Below are 15,382 nucleotides of genomic sequence, written 5' to 3'. Positions count from 1 at the left end.
GAGGGGTTATGGAGTATGGCGACGTTAAGAACTTGTGATCAAGGACACGAGTACTACAAAAGTAGCGATTGTCCAACTTGCCCAACCTGTGAGAAAGAGAGAAAGCCAAAAGAAGGCTTTCTTTCTCTTCTTTCAGCACCAGCAAGACGAGCGTTAGAGCACCATGGAATTCATACTTTAGAAGAACTTTCAAAGTATAGTGAAAAAGAAATTTTAAAACTGCACGGTATAGGGCCAGCATCTTTACCTAAATTGAGAGCGGCTTTAGAAGATAAGGGATTATCATTTAAATAAAGAAAAACTAATCATTAGCGAGGAGTGGCATCTTAACTAATGATTAGTTTATATAATCGGTATTAATTAGCTGGATAAACGCATATAACGAAATCTCATTTTGAAAATCGTAAATCGATGGACAAAACGCTTTAAAAGATGGAGTTATGAAGTATAGAGAACTTGATAAAGAAGATAAGCGAATTGATTATAATATTGAGGAAGGAAGTGCAACACGATGGATTTTGAAACAGTAATGCAAGAGCTTGAAACTCTCAGCAAGGAACGAACTAAAAAAATATACATATCCAATGGTGCAAAGGAGCCACTTTTTGGAGTAGCTACAGGTGCTATGAAACCAATCGCGAAGAAAATAAAAATCAATCAAAGTTTAGCTGAAGAGCTTTATGCTACAGGTAACTACGATGCAATGTACTTTGCAGGCATTATTGCAGACCCAAAAACTATGAATGAATCGGATTTTGATCGTTGGATGGATGGGGCGTACTTTTATATGCTGTCCGATTATGTGGTGGCAGTAACTTTATCAGAATCAGATTTTGCCCAAGACGTTGCTGATAAATGGATTGCAAGTGGTGACGAACTAAGAATGTCAGCGGGCTGGAGTTGCTACTGCTGGCTTTTAGGGAATCGAAAAGACAATGAATTTTCCGAAGGTAAGATTGCCAATATGCTAGAAGTTGTGAAAAATACAATTCACGATGCGCCAGAACGAACGAAATGCGCTATGAATAATTTTCTAAACACTGTGGGGATTTCATATGTGCCGCTACATGAAAAGGCAGTTGAAACCGCAAAGGAAGTAGGCATAGTAGAACTAAAACGAGACAACAAGAAAAGCAGTTTTCTAAATGCTTACGAAAGTATTCATAAAGAACTTGATAGAGGAAGACTGGGATTCAAACGTAAATATGTAAGATGTTAAAATTAAAAGAAACAGCCCTAGCTCTACACAAAATAGAGCTAAAGCTGTTTCTTTTTTACGCTGTTCCAATTTGATCTTGGTCTGCAACGTCCGAATCGAATGTATTTGTTGCACTAACGCCGCTAAAAGTGTTAACGACAAATCCGACATTGGAAGCCCCAGATCCGTTATAAGCTTTCGTATTTTCTTTCGGAGACACGTTATAAAAATCTCCTAAGTTGAAAGAGCCGTTACTGTTTTGAACGACGAGATTTCCTACAACCGAAGGCATACCATCCACCTACTTTGCTAAGCTTTTTAATTACTATATGAATTATTTAGAGGAAGGTTCATCAGTAATAAATTGGCGGATTTGTAGCGTACGAGAATTATTAAAAACATAGTCAACATTGCCGATTTGGAAGCACGCGGAATTTAAAATTGTTCGCAAGTGAACATCATTTACTTCAATAAAAGGGCACTCATTTACAATATTCATTTTTACATCTGTTGTTCGCTTTGGAATTGTAATGTATTCATCTGTAAAGATTTCAAACGCATCAAAACGACCTTCACCTTTTATATAACAAGGGATTTCTCGGTGAACGATAAGCGCTCTATTTTTTAATTCTATTTGATTAGCATCCCCGACCTGGAAGACGGCTGCAACACCCATAGAAACGATAGAAACATTTTGTACAATTGAAGTATGACGGAGCATAATTTTTCCTCTCCTCAACCTGGAGTCGGAGGGACATCTGTTACTAATGGTACAAATGGCCCCTCTGTAACGGATTCGAATGGCGTATCAAGAATAGAAGAAAGGATGAGAAGGTTAGCATCTCCAATTAAAAATAATGCGGAAGAAGAAACCCCGGTCATTTTAATCTGCCCTACTTTTAACTCGCGGTTCACAACATTTAAATTCATACATACTTACTCCTTTCGGAAATTACCCGGTATGTGTTGAATAAAGGAAAGGAACGCCTTGTCAATATCTTGTTTCATCGCTTGAATAATGACGTCTCGTAAATAATCGGGATCTGAGGAAATACCCTCATACGATTGAACTTGTGATAAATAATATGGAAGTCTATGTTCCATCTGTTTTTTTATGTCATCCACCATCATTTGTCGATACATCTCATCAAGCGGCGTTCTCTCTTCTTGTTCAAAATGGAGAATTCGACTATATGCTTCTTCATCTAAATAGCGATGCATTTCTTGAAGGATACCTTGATAAAAATCTGGATTTGTTTCTGTTTCAGGATTTACTTTTAATGTTTCTGTATCCACTTGAAAATCTTCAATTTGTTGCCCTTTTGTTGAAAATGGATTCAAGCCAATATTTAAAGTGCCGTTTAAATTTTCTACTTTTAATTGATCGAATTTATATTCCACTTTTCCTATAGAAGAGGAGGGACGACTTTTTAACTCATTAAGCTCTTCTTGTAGTAGGCGAACTTGCTCTTCAAGATTTAGAATAGTTTGCTGCTGTATTTGGAGAGCTTGTTGAAGTTGGTGTAGGTAAGTATATATATCTTGATTCATTTGTGAAACCTCCTTTTCAATAGGGAGGGGAAATATATTCCTGCTATATATTTATGACAAGGATACCTTAAGAAGAACTAGTTGATGGTTTGATGGAAATAATTTGTCCTTTCGCCTGTAATGGACGAAGAGGTTCTGTAAATCCGCCAGAATTTGAGAATTTAGAAAGAGCTTTAATACTACCTGCAGTTCCAATTTGAAAAACGGAAGAGGTCGTAATGCTATCGATTTTAATGCTGTTAATGATGATACTTTGGTTCACATAAAAATTCAATGCAATCGCCCCCTTTAGTTCGAACCAATTATTGCTTGATCAATTACATCTGAATCATTGACGGTCGTTGAGCTTTGATAATTGTAGACAGAGACGTTATCCCCAACATTAAATGAACCGGCTCCGGCAAAAGCGCGTGAATAACTAATAGGCCTAATCGCAAATACATCTCCAATATGAAAAATACCACTTGATCCAATGTTAACGATACGAATATGTCCGACCATAGCTGGCATACAAAACACCTTTCGTTTTTAAAATTTTCTTTTCTACTATTGTATGGGCGTTTTCAATAAAATGTGTATTTTTTCGAAATAAAAGAAACACATACGTTATTGCGTATGTGTTTCGAACATTTGAGTATGTGTGCAATCTGTATGTATAGGCCAAACAACATTTAAGAGCCTGTCCAATTCCTGGCTACAATCTACTGTTTTTTGAGAAGTCATTCCGTAGCGTTCAGCAAAATAGATCATTTTTTCGCGTTTTTTTTCGATAGCTTGCTCAAACATTGAAATCGGCTCCATCTCTCAATAAATTTTATGTATATATGTAGTACATATTATACAAAAATCCCATAAAAAAGAAACATCTTCGCTAAAAAAAGTATAATTTCTACATTTTATGTCAAATAACGGATGAGGAACAAATATAATAATGGTTGAATATTGTAAAAATTAGCGTGTATAAGAAGGTTTTTTTCTTAAGGATGCGAATACAATTATAGGGTATGAGTTTTAGGATGGAGAGTGGAAATGTTGCGTTTTGTAACGGCGAAGAAAGAAGAAAAAGTATTTGTAGGTATTGTGGATGAAGAGGAAGAAAAGGTATTACATTTAAGAGAAGCGCAAAGACAAAAAGGGGAAAAGGTTACTATCCCAATTACCATGTTAGAGTGTATTGAAAGAGGAAGCGAATGTCTTGAGAAAGTGTACGATATTGTAAATTGGGCGAAGGAAAATGCGGGATCGGCGTATTATCCGTTAGCAGAGGTGAAAATATTAGCACCGATTCCAAGGCCGAGAAAAAATATTCTTTGTGTTGGAAAGAACTATCGTGAGCATGCGGTAGAAATGGGCGGAGTAGAGTCTATCCCTGAAAATATAATGATTTTTACAAAGGCGCCAACAACAGTGATTGGAATTGATGAGCAAATTAATGGTCACCCTCACGCGACGAATGAACTTGATTACGAAGGTGAACTAGCAATCGTTATCGGTAAGCGAGGGAAACAAATAAAAATAGAAAAAGCTCTTGATCATGTTTTTGGATATACAGTTATAAATGATGTAACTGCTCGGGATATTCAAAGGAAACATAAACAATTTTTCCTAGGGAAAAGTTTCGATACATTTTGTCCGATGGGACCGTATTTAATTCATAAATCGATGGTTAGAACGCCGAATGCATTACACGTTGAAACAGTGGTAAATGGAGAAGTAAGGCAAACTTCAAATACGAGAGAAATGATTTTTTCAGTAGAAGAAATTATTTCAACTATAAGTAAAGGCATGACATTAGAGCCAGGAGATATCATTGCAACAGGGACACCAGCTGGTGTTGGTAAAGGTTTTACACCACCGAAGTTTTTACATGCTGGTGATGAAGTTGTTATTACAGTAGAGGGAATTGGTACGTTAAGAAATATAGTGAAATGAAAAAAGAGCTATCTTGTGAAAAGATAGCTCTTTTCTATGGGCGTGGATTAACGGAGTAATCTATGATGGCGAAAATATACAATCCGATTAATGCTAAAGTACAAATTCCAATTAGCATAACTGCAAGTGCGCTTCTCTCACGGCCAAAACCGATAATTGTAAGGAAAACAGCAGCCCAAAATGATGTTTTGAGTAGTGTGAATGTATTAGGAGTTGAATAATGACTGAGTAAAGTTGTAGATAATATGAAGCCGATGAATGTCATAGAAATAAAAATTGTAGCTAAATTATTAATGTGTTTACCGTATTTCAATAGCATACAGTTACCCCCTTTTTAACAAAAACAGAATATTCAATTTTATTTTACGATAAACTATTAAAAAAAGAAAGAGGTTGTCCTATATTTAGGACAACCTCACTATGATTAAGATAGTACAGCTTTAATTTTTTGGAACGCCCACTCTAAATCTTCTTCAGAGATTACTAGAGGTGGTGCAATACGAATTACGTTTTCGTGTGTTTCTTTACATAATAGACCAGCTGCTTTTAGTTGTTCACAGTAAGGACGAGCTGGCTCGTTTAATTCGATACCGATGAATAAACCTTTACCGCGAATGTCAGTAATCATTGGGTTATCAATTTCTTTTAATTGCCCAACTAGTTTTTCTCCTAATTGAAGAGAACGCTCTGTTAATTTTTCTTCTTCTAATACTTCAAGAGCTGCAATAGAAACAGCACATGCAAGTGGGTTACCACCGAATGTAGAACCGTGAGAACCTGGCTCGAATACACCTAAAATGTCGCTGTTTGCTGCAACACAAGAGATTGGGAATACGCCGCCGCCAAGTGCTTTACCAAGTATGTACATGTCAGGAGTTACATTGTCCCAGTCGCAAGCAAATACTTTACCCGTACGGCCTAAGCCTGTTTGGATTTCATCTGCTACGAATAAAACGTTTTCTTTTTTACATACTTCAAAAGCTTCTTGTAAGAAACCAGCTGGTGGAATGTTAATTCCTGCTTCACCTTGGATTGGCTCTAAAATGAATGCAGCTGTATTTGGTGTAATCGCAGCTTTTAACGCTTCTAAATCACCATAAGGAATTACAATAATGCCAGGAAGCATTGGACCGAAGCCGCGCTTGTACTCTTCGTTTGATGACATAGAAACAGCACCCATTGTACGTCCGTGGAAGTTATCTTCACAAACGATGATTTCTGCACGGTTTGCTTCTACCTTTTTCACATCATAAGCCCAGCGACGAGCTGTTTTAATTGCAGTTTCAACAGCCTCTGCACCTGTATTCATAGGAAGTACCATATTTTTATTTGTTAGTTTCGCAACTTTTTCGTACCAAGGACCTAATTGATCGCTATGGAAAGCACGAGAAGTTAACGTCACTCGATTAGCTTGGTCAATTAAAGCGTTAATGATTTTTGGATGACGATGACCTTGGTTTACTGCAGAATATGCACTTAATAAGTCCATATAGCGGTTTCCTTCAGGATCTTCTACCCAAACGCCTTCTGCTTTAGAAATAACGATTGGAAGTGGATGGTAGTTATTTGCCCCGTATGTGTCTGTAAGTTCGATAATATCCTTAGTTTGAATCATGATTGTTCCCCCTTTTGTTATTACAAGAAGTTTGTAAATACTCTAAATATTATAGCATTTAAATATAAAAAAGCGAAACATTTCCTGAAAATATATGAACATGTTATCATATAGAGTGAAAAAGTGTGAAAAAGAGGAGGCAGGGATACGATGGTACATATGCATATTACAGCATGGGCGTTAGGATTAATTTTATTCTTCGTTGCGTATTCACTTTATTCAGCAGGAAGAAAAGGTAAAGGTGTACATATGGGGCTTCGCCTTATGTATATCATCATTATTGTGACAGGTTTCATGTTGTACATGAGTATTGTGAAGACGGCAACAGGTAGCATGCACATGTGGTACGGCATGAAAATGCTAGCTGGTATATTAGTAATCGCTGGAATGGAAATGGTTCTTGTGAAAATGAGCAAAAACAAACCAACAGGGGCGGTTTGGGGCTTATTTATTGTCGCGCTAGTAGCGGTATTATACTTAGGACTAAAATTACCGCTTGGCTGGTACGTATTCAAATAAAAATAAAACCACCTTATGATCTCAAATATTTGGGAGATAAGGTGGTTTTTATTTTATGTCGCATCAATATGCAACTCTTCTCCGTTTACTTTCGTAAATCGCAAAATATTTTTATTAGAGGAAGAGTGGCGTACAAAATGATGCTGCAATGTACAAATCATTTCGTCGTTATCGAATAAAAGAATATTTACTCCTTCGCATGCTTCCTCTTTTGGCAAGAAGGATAAATAATTATGACAATACATGCAATCATATAAAGAGTAATTAAGTGATTGCAATGATTCGGTTAATAATGTAAAGACAGAGTCAGGTAATTCCTCAAGCCATTCATTATAGCTAAGAAGTAATTTTTTTCGAATTCGTATCATTTCCCCGTTTTGGAGAGAATGTTGTTCATTTGCAATTTGTAATATGTCTTGTTCATAAAAACGAGCTGGTAGCCAATTGTTGTTATATAAAATTTCAAAACCATCTTCAGCAATATCTTCTAATAGAAAAGCCTCATCATTTTCATCATCAAAGAATACCCATTCTTTGTTTATATATTCTACATTACCGACTGTATGAGCGCGCGGTTGATTATACAAAATATGTTTGCGTTGTATCATAGTTCATTTCTCCTTTTATAGAAATAGTTATTCTTGTTATGGACAGTTCGTACGTTCTTTATAACTAGACACACCTAAAGATAGATGGGCATACAATAAAACACGCTTTACACTGTGAAACTGCTATTCCATATGTGGATAGTTAGTTATCGTCAAGTTTGTTGTTTTTATGTATCCGCACTCATAGGGTGGGGATTACTGCACGTTCAGAAACAGATATTAGATTAGGAAGGATGATTCTTATGTGCGGGATTACAGGATGGGTGGATTATAAACGCTCATTAGAAGGGGAAAGGGGCATCGTGACGAAGATGGCGGAAACGCTAGCGAAACGCGGTCCAGATGATAATAAAGTTTGGATTAAAGGGAACGTCGCATTTGGGCATAAACGGTTAATCGTTGTAGATCCTGAAGGTGGTAAACAACCCATGACTTGTTTAAAAGACGAAACGAGTTATGCGATTTGCTATAACGGAGAGCTCTACAATACAGAAGATATTCGCAAAGAGTTATTAAGAAGAGGTTATACATTTAAAGGGCATTCCGATACAGAAGTACTATTGGCATCTTATATTGAATGGAAAGAAGAATGTGTCGATCATTTAAACGGTATATATGCGTTTGCAGTATGGGATGAGAAAAATGAACGAGTCTTTATTGCCAGAGATCGATTAGGTGTAAAACCGCTTTTTTATAAATATGATAGCGGACGATTATTATTTGGTTCAGAGTTAAAAGCGATACTAGCGCATCCAGATGTGAAGGCGGAAGTAACGTTAGAAGGGTTGTCAGAAATATTTGGCCTCGGACCATCTAGAACGCCTGGTCACGGTGTATATGCTGGTATTCAAGAACTGCGTCCGGGTCATGCAATGACGTTCTCAAAAGACGGTTTATGCATATGGAGATATTGGAATGTAGAAAGTAAAAAACATGAAGATTCATTTGAAGAAACAGTAGAGAAAACTCGTTTTTTATTACAAGATGCGATTACGAGACAATTAGTTTCTGACGTACCACTATGCACTTTTTTATCAGGAGGTGTAGATTCAAGTGCTATCACAGCAATTGCCGCGAAAGAGTATGAAAGATCAGGGAAAGGTCAATTGCACACGTATTCTGTTGACTATGAAGATAACGACAAATATTTTAAAGCGAATGCGTTTCAGCCGAATTCAGATGCACCATTTATTAATTTAATGACAGAGACATTTCAAACAATTCATCATCGCTGCGTCATTTCTAATGAACAACTAGCACAGTATTTAACAGAAGCAGTACTCGTTCGCGATTTGCCTGGTATGGCAGATATTGATTCTTCATTATTATGGTTTTGCCGTGAAATAAAACAAGATTTTGTCGTCGGTTTATCTGGAGAATGTGCAGATGAAATATTCGGCGGTTATCCGTGGTTTTATAGAGAAGATGATTTACAATCAAGTACATTTCCGTGGATGCGTTCTACAGAAGCGCGTGAACAACTTCTGAAGAAAGAATGGAGAAATAAATTAAATTTACAACAATATGTACAACAACGCTATGAAGAATCCATTCAAGAAGTTCCTATTTTAGAGGGAGAAAGCCCATTAGAAGCGAAGAGACGACAATTATTTTATTTAAACATGGTATGGTTTATGACAACATTATTAGACAGAAAAGACCGTATGAGTATGGGGGCAAGCTTAGAAGTACGCGTTCCATTTGCGGACCACCGACTTGTCGAATATGCGTGGAATATTCCTTGGGAAATGAAAATGTATAAAAACCGCGAAAAAGGTCTATTGCGTAAGGCTTTAGAAGGATTACTTCCAAATGATATATTGTATAGAAAGAAAAGTCCGTATCCGAAAACGCATAACCCGCACTATACGAAAGCAGTCACAGTATGGCTCCAAGATTTATTAACGGATAAAGGCTCAATTTTGCATGAATTGTTCGATAAGGAGCAATTGAGCGGATTGATCCAGTCTGGCGGCAGTGCATTTCAAAAACCGTGGTTTGGTCAATTAATGACTGGGCCGCAGCTTTTAGCTCATTTAGCGCAAATTCATGTTTGGTTTAAAGAGTATGGGGTAAATATTAAGGAATAGGGAAAGAGCGGCTTATATTTATGTGAGCCGCTCTTTTTCTTAAATAAATTGTCATATAAAATTCGAAATCATATTAGAAACAATACTTATTTAGAATTATTATTTTGAAGTACTTATTATTGCTTGTTATAATTGGAAACAAATGTTCTTGAAAAAGATTCTCATTTCCAAAATTGAGGTGCTATATAGATGACGAAGAAAATAGGTTTGCTTGTGATGGCGTATGGAACGCCGGAGTCATTAGATGATGTATACTCGCATTCGTCACGGGCGTAAGCCGTCTGAAGAAGCGCTCCAAAATTTAATCGGACGGTATAAAGCAATTGGTGGAATTTCACCGCTTGGGAAAATAATGAAAGAGCAGGCGCATAAATTAACAGATTCAATGAATAAAATGTTTACAGAGTATGAATTTTTTTGTTACTTAGGTTTAAAACACATTGCTCGATTTAGGAGTTTTATATGACATCGATTATGAATGTAAAGTTGTAACTGATGAATTAAATGCCGCATATTTAGACTAAATATGCCCAATTCACAATCTGTATTTATTGCTTGTTTAGCTGAAATTGTTTCCAAAAAAATGAAGGAAATAGTTGACAAGGATTTAATTTTGAATAATAATTAGTTTATAATAATTTTAAATAAATAATAATTACTATGAAGGAAAGAGGAGGATCACCCTTGATGAATCCAAATAAGCGCTTAACAACAAACCAAGGTGCTCCAGTTGGAGATAACCAAAACTCTCGTACAGCTGGTCGCCGTGGACCGGTATTGTTAGAAGACTATCATTTAGTAGAAAAACTTGCTCACTTTGATCGTGAACGTATTCCTGAGCGTGTTGTGCATGCACGTGGTGCAGGTGCTCACGGTGTATTCGTAACGAAAAACAGCATGCAGCAATATACGAAAGCAGCGTTTTTACAAAATGAAGGAACTGAAACACCTGTATTCGTTCGTTTCTCAACGGTTATTCATGGTCAAGGTTCTCCAGAGACAGCTCGTGATCCGCGTGGGTTCGCTGTTAAATTTTATACAGGAGAAGGAAACTACGATATCGTAGGTAACCACTTACCAGTTTTCTTCATTCGTGACGCAATTAAATTCCCTGACATGGTGCATTCTTTAAAGCCAGCACCTGATACAAATGTTCAAACGCCAGATCGTTACTGGGATTTCATGACGTTAACTCCAGAATCTACACATATGATGACATGGGTATTTTCTGATTATGGTACACCGGCAAACTACCGTGAAATGGAAGGTTTCGGCGTACATTCATTTAAATGGATTAATGCAGAAGGTAAAATCGTTTACATTAAATATCATTGGAAGCCACAGCAAGGTGTGCGTAACTTAAGTGCAAAAGAAGTCGAGCAAGTGCAAGGTAAAGACTTCAATCATGCAACTCGTGATTTATTCGATGCAATCGAAAAAGGAAACTATCCGAAATGGGATTTACACGTACAAGTAATGCAACTAGATGAAACGGATTCTTTAGATTTCGATCCACTAGATCCGACGAAAGTATGGCCGGAAGATCGCTTTCCATTAATTGAAGTAGGGACAATGACGTTAAATCGTAACCCGAAAAACTTCTTTGCGGAAGTAGAACAAGCGGCGTTTACTCCAAGTGCAACTGTAAATGGTATTGAACCATCTGAAGATAAATTATTACAAGGTCGTTTATTCTCTTACCCAGATACGCAGCGTTATCGCCTTGGTGCAAACTATTTACAAATTCCTGTAAACTGCCCATACGCTGCTGTTCGTAATCAACAACGTGATGGTGCGATGCAAGTGGATCAAAACCCATCTACAATAAACTACGAACCGAGCCGTCATACTGAAAATCCAGTTGAGGATCCAGCTTACCGCGATTCAACTATGAAAGTAGAAGGCTACGTATCTCGTGAAAAAATTGAAAAACCAAATGACTTCAAACAAGCGGGTGAGCGTTACCGTTCGTTCTCTAAAGAAGAGCAAGACAACTTAATTGCGAACTTAACAAACGACTTAAAAGGCGTAAATGAGCAAACGAAATTACTAGCTATTTGCAACTTCTTCCGCGCAGATCATGACTACGGAATGCGTTTAGCAGGGGCGTTAAATGTTGATATTACGCAGTATGTAGGGAATGTTCCGAAGTAAATAGGAAAAGACGACTGTTAAACGGTCGTCTTTTTTGTGTAAAATCATGCAGGGTATTTTGCGTTTTAGCTATGTCGGAATTCGTCGGTAAATCGATATATTGAAAGAAACGATCGATAAATTTATGGGAATACAGGATGGGGTGTGCTAATCAGTGCGATAAAAGAGATGCAATCTACTATTAATAGATTGCATCTCTTTTTTAATTTACTCGCTCAGTATACTCATAAGCTTTCTCCCCATGCATCGAAATATCAAGCCCCATTTGTTCTTCGTGCTCATCGACGCGAACAGGAAGGAAGAAGTTAATAGCCTTAATAATGGCGTACGTCATTATGATTGTGAATGCATATGTTGCTCCGATTGCTACAAGTTGTTTGAAAAGGAGAGTGGCGTTTCCGTAAAATAATCCGTTAGCACCATCGCTATTTATAGTAGTAGTAGCAAATAGTCCAGTTGCAATACCGCCCCAAGTTCCTCCAATGCCGTGGCATCCAAATGCATCGAGTGTATCGTCGTATCCGAATTTGTTTTTTAAGAAGAAGACAGCTCCGAAGCATAATATACCGCCGATTGCTCCGATAAGAAGAGCGGAGAAAGGTGTAACGAATCCACAAGCCGGCGTAATTGCGACTAAACCAGAAACAACCCCGGAAGCAGCTCCCATCGCGGTCGGTTTTGATTGGAAGAACCATTCAGAAAGCATCCAAGTTAGAGCTGAGGCAGCGGCGGCTATATTTGTATTAATAAATGCAGTTAAAGCTACGTCATTTAAAGATAATGCACTACCGACGTTGAAACCGAACCAGCCGAACCAGAGTAAGCCTGCGCCTAACATTGTAAATGGTAAATGATGAGGGGAGGTACCGCTTATGTTTTTTCGTTTTCCAAGGAAAATAGCTAATACAAGACCAGCAACGCCAGATGTGATATGAACGACATTACCACCAGCGAAGTCTAACGCGCCGAGTTCTCTCAGCCATCCGCCAACGCCCCATACCCAATGAGCGACAGGATTGTAAACGATTGTTGTCCAAAGAAGGATAAAAATAAGAAAGGCAGAAAATCGCATTCTTTCGGCGAATGCCCCTGAAATTAAAGCGGGAGTTAAAATAGCGAACATGAGTTGGAACATCATAAATAAATTGTGAGGAATAGTAGATGAGTAGTCTGGGTTTGGTGCGTAGGTAACTCCGTTTAGACCGAACCAATCGAGATTGCCGATAAGTCCGTGCCAATCTGGCCCGAATGATAAAGAATAACCGATAACAATCCATTGAATCGAAACGATAGCCATTGCGCTATAACTGTGCATTGTCGTGCTGAGTACGTTTTTACTGCGAACCATACCCCCATAAAAAAGTGCCAATCCTGGTGTCATCAACATGACCATTACTGTCGTTACAAAAATAAAAACTGTATCTCCCGTATTCATTCTCTCTCCTCCTATGATGTTAGAAAAAATAACATCTATATGTTATGTTTCATATCATATTCGAAATAAAAAGAAAAATCAACTAAAAATTCAGAAAACTTTTTAGGTGATGTTAGAAAACCTAACATAATGTATTTTTGGGGGATAAAATCAACGTATGCGATTTGCTCTAAAAATTGGTATAATATTCTTACAATTGGAAGTTTGGGGGATGCGTGTGAAAAAAATATGGACTAAGGAACTATTCATTTGTTTTTGTTTAGCTGTTATTTTGTTTGTACCAGTACATACTTTTGCGGAAGAAAAAAGGGAATGGCGAGATGAAGTTATATATTCCATTATGATTGATCGCTTTAATAACGGAGAATCGAAAAATGACAAACAGTTAGACGTTGGTAATTTAGAAGGGTATCAGGGCGGAGATATACGTGGGATTATAAAAAGATTGGACTACATAAAAGAAATGGGATTTACTACTATTATGCTTTCGCCACTTTTTGAAAGTGAAAAGTATGACGGATTAAGCGTTCGAAATTTTCAAAAAGTAAATGAACATTTCGGAACAGAAAATGATGTGAAAGAACTTGTAAATGAGGCTCACAAAAAAGGAATGAAAGTTGTCTTTCAATTTCCGTATGAAGAAAATGAACAACAATTAATAGACTCGATGAAATGGTGGATAAAAGAAGTCGATTTAGACGGAAGTTATGTGATACATAGTGAAAAAAAGCCGCGTGCTTTTTGGGATGAAGTGCAAAAGGATTTGCAGAAGGTAAAGAAAGATTTTCACATTATGACAAAGGAAGATAATGAGTACTATAAAAAAATAGTAGAGTCATTTTCAAAAGCAGATATGTCTGTGAAACCTTTATATGATGTGAGTGGAAAAGAAGAGGAATTCGCTACGTTTTTAGATAATCAAGAAACAAAGCGATTTGCACGTATTGCAAAAGAAAATATGTATTACCCACCGTCTCGTTTAAAACTAGCGATCACTTACTTATTAACATCCCCGGGGATACCGAATTTTTATTACGGAACTGAAATCGCATTAGATGGGGGAGATGCTCCAGATAATAGACGATTAATGGATTTCAAATCTGATGAAAAGTTTATGCAGCACATAACGAAGCTAGGTGAACTTAGACAAGCGAGACCATCTTTACGACGTGGTACGTTTGAACTTCTATATGATAAAGATGGAATGAGTATATTAAAACGAAAGTATAAAGATGAAGTAACACTAGTAGCGATTAATAATACGAAAGAGACGAAAAAGGTTTCCTTACCTGTAAGTGCAATTGGTGAAAAACAAGAGTTAAGAGGATTGTTAGAAGACGAAATTATAAGAGAAGAAAACGGAAAGTTTTATCTTGTTTTAAAGCGCGAAGAGTCGAATGTGTATAAAGTTAGCGAAGAAACAGGTGTGAATTGGTTGTTTATCTCCTTAATAGTCGGTGTGAACGTATTATTTATTGCTTTTTTAATTGCGGTTAAAAAGAAAAGATCCTCTGTATAGATAGAGGATCTTTTTTTCTTAGCGGTAGTTAATGAACTGTACGTCGATTGGTAAGTCGACGCTGCGAACGGCTGCGATTACTGCTTGTAAGTCATCACGGCTTTTCGCTGTTACGCGTACTTGGTCATCTTGTACTTGCGTTTTTACTTTTAATTTCATTTCTTTAATGATGTTGTTAATTTTTTTCGCGTTATCTTTATCGATACCTTGTTGCAGAGTTGCACGTTGGCGAACAGTATTACCAGATGCAGTTTCAACTTTTCCGTAGTCCAAGTTTTTAATTGGAACGTTACGTTTTACAAGCTTAGAAATTAGAACGTCTTTTACTTGGTCTAATTTGAACGCGTCATCAGAAGTTAAAACAAGTACTTCTTTTTCTAATTTAATATCACTTTTACTACCTTTAAAGTCATATCGGTTTTGGATTTCCTTTAATGCGATGTTAATTGCGTTTGTTACTTCAGGTAATTCTACTTTCGAAACGATGTCAAAAGAACTCTCTTTTGCCATAGTTAGCACCTCCAAATAAATTTCTATCTTTTCATGCACCTAAATAGGCTATGTAATATACATATTAAAGTATAGCGGAAAATACATCGATTAGATAGAGTGTTGCAACTTAAGTGTTTTGACGGATCATCCGTAGGGGAATATAGTCCTATAGATACAGTCTTTATTTAATTATAGTGAATTTTGGGCAGTTGGACAAATAAAGGAAAAATCGTGTTATAATTAACTTTTGTTTGGAATGATAAAAAAGA

Annotated in this window: 19 protein-coding genes and 1 pseudogene; 8 read left to right on the top strand and 12 right to left on the bottom strand. The window is 37.0% G+C overall.

Annotated elements, in window-relative coordinates:
• Nucleotides 1-15 precede the first annotated feature (15 nt).
• The gene (locus NSS74_RS18025) at nucleotides 16-294 is read left to right on the top strand and encodes an RNA polymerase alpha subunit C-terminal domain-containing protein (protein ID WP_002140804.1); all 279 of its coding nucleotides are present in this window, start codon (nucleotides 16-18) and stop codon (nucleotides 292-294) included.
• A gap of 217 nt (nucleotides 295-511) precedes the next feature.
• The gene (locus NSS74_RS18020) at nucleotides 512-1,219 is read left to right on the top strand and encodes a DNA alkylation repair protein (RefSeq protein WP_002140805.1); all 708 of its coding nucleotides are present in this window, start codon (nucleotides 512-514) and stop codon (nucleotides 1,217-1,219) included.
• A gap of 55 nt (nucleotides 1,220-1,274) precedes the next feature.
• On the opposite strand, the gene gerPF is transcribed toward NSS74_RS18020, so the two are convergent.
• The 7 genes from gerPF to NSS74_RS17985 all read right to left on the bottom strand — a co-directional run bounded on the left by gerPF (nucleotide 1,275) and on the right by NSS74_RS17985 (nucleotide 3,535).
• On the bottom strand, nucleotides 1,275-1,490 hold the full coding sequence (gerPF, locus tag NSS74_RS18015) for a spore germination protein GerPF (RefSeq protein ID WP_001141570.1): 216 nt from the start codon (nucleotides 1,488-1,490) through the stop codon (nucleotides 1,275-1,277).
• A gap of 42 nt (nucleotides 1,491-1,532) precedes the next feature.
• Nucleotides 1,533-1,919, bottom strand: a complete 387-nt coding sequence (locus NSS74_RS18010; RefSeq protein ID WP_002140807.1) for a spore germination protein GerPE — start codon at nucleotides 1,917-1,919, stop codon at nucleotides 1,533-1,535.
• 14 nt (nucleotides 1,920-1,933) lie between these two features.
• Entirely contained in the window at nucleotides 1,934-2,128 is a 195-nt protein-coding gene (gene gerPD, locus NSS74_RS18005; protein ID WP_002087035.1) for a spore germination protein GerPD, read from the bottom strand.
• Nucleotides 2,129-2,134: 6 nt separating this feature from the next.
• Nucleotides 2,135-2,749: a spore germination protein GerPC gene (locus NSS74_RS18000; protein WP_002087034.1), complete on the bottom strand. Its 615-nt coding sequence runs from the start codon at nucleotides 2,747-2,749 to the stop codon at nucleotides 2,135-2,137.
• Between the two features lie 67 nt (nucleotides 2,750-2,816).
• A complete protein-coding gene (gerPB, locus tag NSS74_RS17995) occupies nucleotides 2,817-3,023 on the bottom strand; it encodes a spore germination protein GerPB (RefSeq protein WP_001012506.1) in 207 nt (68 codons plus the stop codon).
• 14 nt (nucleotides 3,024-3,037) lie between these two features.
• On the bottom strand, nucleotides 3,038-3,259 hold the full coding sequence (gerPA, locus tag NSS74_RS17990) for a spore germination protein GerPA (RefSeq protein ID WP_001111190.1): 222 nt from the start codon (nucleotides 3,257-3,259) through the stop codon (nucleotides 3,038-3,040).
• A gap of 96 nt (nucleotides 3,260-3,355) precedes the next feature.
• Nucleotides 3,356-3,535, bottom strand: coding sequence for an aspartyl-phosphate phosphatase Spo0E family protein (locus NSS74_RS17985; protein ID WP_002087032.1), 180 nt, complete (start codon nucleotides 3,533-3,535; stop codon nucleotides 3,356-3,358).
• A gap of 243 nt (nucleotides 3,536-3,778) precedes the next feature.
• On the opposite strand from NSS74_RS17985, the gene NSS74_RS17980 reads away from it, so the two are divergent.
• On the top strand, nucleotides 3,779-4,681 hold the full coding sequence (locus tag NSS74_RS17980) for a fumarylacetoacetate hydrolase family protein (RefSeq protein ID WP_002140809.1): 903 nt from the start codon (nucleotides 3,779-3,781) through the stop codon (nucleotides 4,679-4,681).
• Between the two features lie 34 nt (nucleotides 4,682-4,715).
• Here NSS74_RS17980 and NSS74_RS17975 read toward each other — a convergent pair whose 3' ends face one another.
• The gene (locus NSS74_RS17975) at nucleotides 4,716-5,000 is read right to left on the bottom strand and encodes a hypothetical protein (protein ID WP_000925332.1); all 285 of its coding nucleotides are present in this window, start codon (nucleotides 4,998-5,000) and stop codon (nucleotides 4,716-4,718) included.
• 105 nt (nucleotides 5,001-5,105) lie between these two features.
• On the bottom strand, nucleotides 5,106-6,296 hold the full coding sequence (rocD, locus tag NSS74_RS17970) for an ornithine aminotransferase (RefSeq protein ID WP_000616665.1): 1,191 nt from the start codon (nucleotides 6,294-6,296) through the stop codon (nucleotides 5,106-5,108).
• A gap of 150 nt (nucleotides 6,297-6,446) precedes the next feature.
• Here rocD and NSS74_RS17965 point away from each other — a divergent pair, with 150 nt between their 5' ends.
• Nucleotides 6,447-6,815: a YisL family protein gene (locus NSS74_RS17965; RefSeq protein WP_002011256.1), complete on the top strand. Its 369-nt coding sequence runs from the start codon at nucleotides 6,447-6,449 to the stop codon at nucleotides 6,813-6,815.
• A gap of 53 nt (nucleotides 6,816-6,868) precedes the next feature.
• Here the strand turns inward: NSS74_RS17965 and NSS74_RS17960 are convergent, their stop codons facing one another.
• On the bottom strand, nucleotides 6,869-7,423 hold the full coding sequence (locus NSS74_RS17960; protein WP_002140810.1) for a DUF2777 domain-containing protein: 555 nt from the start codon (nucleotides 7,421-7,423) through the stop codon (nucleotides 6,869-6,871).
• A gap of 242 nt (nucleotides 7,424-7,665) precedes the next feature.
• Here NSS74_RS17960 and asnB point away from each other — a divergent pair, with 242 nt between their 5' ends.
• The 3 genes and pseudogenes from asnB (at nucleotide 7,666) to katB (ending at nucleotide 11,667) form a co-directional block, all read left to right on the top strand.
• Nucleotides 7,666-9,513: an asparagine synthase (glutamine-hydrolyzing) gene (asnB, locus tag NSS74_RS17955; protein ID WP_002140811.1), complete on the top strand. Its 1,848-nt coding sequence runs from the start codon at nucleotides 7,666-7,668 to the stop codon at nucleotides 9,511-9,513.
• Between the two features lie 189 nt (nucleotides 9,514-9,702).
• A pseudogene (locus tag NSS74_RS27965) lies at nucleotides 9,703-9,964 on the top strand (ferrochelatase); the annotation flags it as partial.
• 236 nt (nucleotides 9,965-10,200) lie between these two features.
• Nucleotides 10,201-11,667, top strand: coding sequence for a catalase KatB (gene katB, locus NSS74_RS17945; RefSeq protein WP_002140813.1), 1,467 nt, complete (start codon nucleotides 10,201-10,203; stop codon nucleotides 11,665-11,667).
• 202 nt (nucleotides 11,668-11,869) lie between these two features.
• On the opposite strand, the gene NSS74_RS17940 is transcribed toward katB, so the two are convergent.
• The gene (locus NSS74_RS17940; RefSeq protein ID WP_002011245.1) at nucleotides 11,870-13,102 is read right to left on the bottom strand and encodes an ammonium transporter; all 1,233 of its coding nucleotides are present in this window, start codon (nucleotides 13,100-13,102) and stop codon (nucleotides 11,870-11,872) included.
• Nucleotides 13,103-13,259: 157 nt separating this feature from the next.
• On the opposite strand from NSS74_RS17940, the gene NSS74_RS17935 reads away from it, so the two are divergent.
• A complete protein-coding gene (locus NSS74_RS17935; protein ID WP_002140815.1) occupies nucleotides 13,260-14,621 on the top strand; it encodes an alpha-amylase family glycosyl hydrolase in 1,362 nt (453 codons plus the stop codon).
• 18 nt (nucleotides 14,622-14,639) lie between these two features.
• Here NSS74_RS17935 and NSS74_RS17930 read toward each other — a convergent pair whose 3' ends face one another.
• Nucleotides 14,640-15,131: a YajQ family cyclic di-GMP-binding protein gene (locus NSS74_RS17930; RefSeq protein WP_002140817.1), complete on the bottom strand. Its 492-nt coding sequence runs from the start codon at nucleotides 15,129-15,131 to the stop codon at nucleotides 14,640-14,642.
• Nucleotides 15,132-15,382: the final 251 nt, after the last annotated feature.

Origin of the sequence: Bacillus sp. FSL E2-8868, from assembly GCF_038005505.1 — a bacterium.
Classification (GTDB): Bacteria; Bacillota; Bacilli; order Bacillales; family Bacillaceae_G; genus Bacillus_A; species Bacillus_A mycoides.
The sequence above is the reverse complement of the archived record's forward strand: the minus strand, read 5'-3'. Positions and strand labels throughout refer to the sequence as shown.

Bases quoted from the DNA above. Each gene is read 5' to 3' on its own strand.
- NSS74_RS17930 (WP_002140817.1), bottom strand. From the start codon at position 15,131: ATGGCAAAAGAGAGTTCTTTTGACATCGTTTCGAAAGTAGAATTACCT.
- NSS74_RS17960 (WP_002140810.1), bottom strand. From the start codon at position 7,423: ATGATACAACGCAAACATATTTTGTATAATCAACCGCGCGCTCATACA.
- gerPA (WP_001111190.1), bottom strand. From the start codon at position 3,259: ATGCCAGCTATGGTCGGACATATTCGTATCGTTAACATTGGATCAAGT.
- NSS74_RS17940 (WP_002011245.1), bottom strand. From the start codon at position 13,102: ATGAATACGGGAGATACAGTTTTTATTTTTGTAACGACAGTAATGGTC.
- NSS74_RS18010 (WP_002140807.1), bottom strand. From the start codon at position 1,919: ATGCTCCGTCATACTTCAATTGTACAAAATGTTTCTATCGTTTCTATG.
- NSS74_RS18000 (WP_002087034.1), bottom strand. From the start codon at position 2,749: ATGAATCAAGATATATATACTTACCTACACCAACTTCAACAAGCTCTC.
- gerPF (WP_001141570.1), bottom strand. From the start codon at position 1,490: ATGCCTTCGGTTGTAGGAAATCTCGTCGTTCAAAACAGTAACGGCTCT.
- NSS74_RS18020 (WP_002140805.1), top strand. From the start codon at position 512: ATGGATTTTGAAACAGTAATGCAAGAGCTTGAAACTCTCAGCAAGGAA.
- NSS74_RS17975 (WP_000925332.1), bottom strand. From the start codon at position 5,000: ATGCTATTGAAATACGGTAAACACATTAATAATTTAGCTACAATTTTT.
- NSS74_RS17935 (WP_002140815.1), top strand. From the start codon at position 13,260: ATGCGATTTGCTCTAAAAATTGGTATAATATTCTTACAATTGGAAGTT.
- NSS74_RS17980 (WP_002140809.1), top strand. From the start codon at position 3,779: ATGTTGCGTTTTGTAACGGCGAAGAAAGAAGAAAAAGTATTTGTAGGT.
- asnB (WP_002140811.1), top strand. From the start codon at position 7,666: ATGTGCGGGATTACAGGATGGGTGGATTATAAACGCTCATTAGAAGGG.
- rocD (WP_000616665.1), bottom strand. From the start codon at position 6,296: ATGATTCAAACTAAGGATATTATCGAACTTACAGACACATACGGGGCA.
- gerPD (WP_002087035.1), bottom strand. From the start codon at position 2,128: ATGAATTTAAATGTTGTGAACCGCGAGTTAAAAGTAGGGCAGATTAAA.
- katB (WP_002140813.1), top strand. From the start codon at position 10,201: ATGAATCCAAATAAGCGCTTAACAACAAACCAAGGTGCTCCAGTTGGA.
- NSS74_RS17965 (WP_002011256.1), top strand. From the start codon at position 6,447: ATGGTACATATGCATATTACAGCATGGGCGTTAGGATTAATTTTATTC.
- NSS74_RS18025 (WP_002140804.1), top strand. From the start codon at position 16: ATGGCGACGTTAAGAACTTGTGATCAAGGACACGAGTACTACAAAAGT.
- NSS74_RS17985 (WP_002087032.1), bottom strand. From the start codon at position 3,535: ATGTTTGAGCAAGCTATCGAAAAAAAACGCGAAAAAATGATCTATTTT.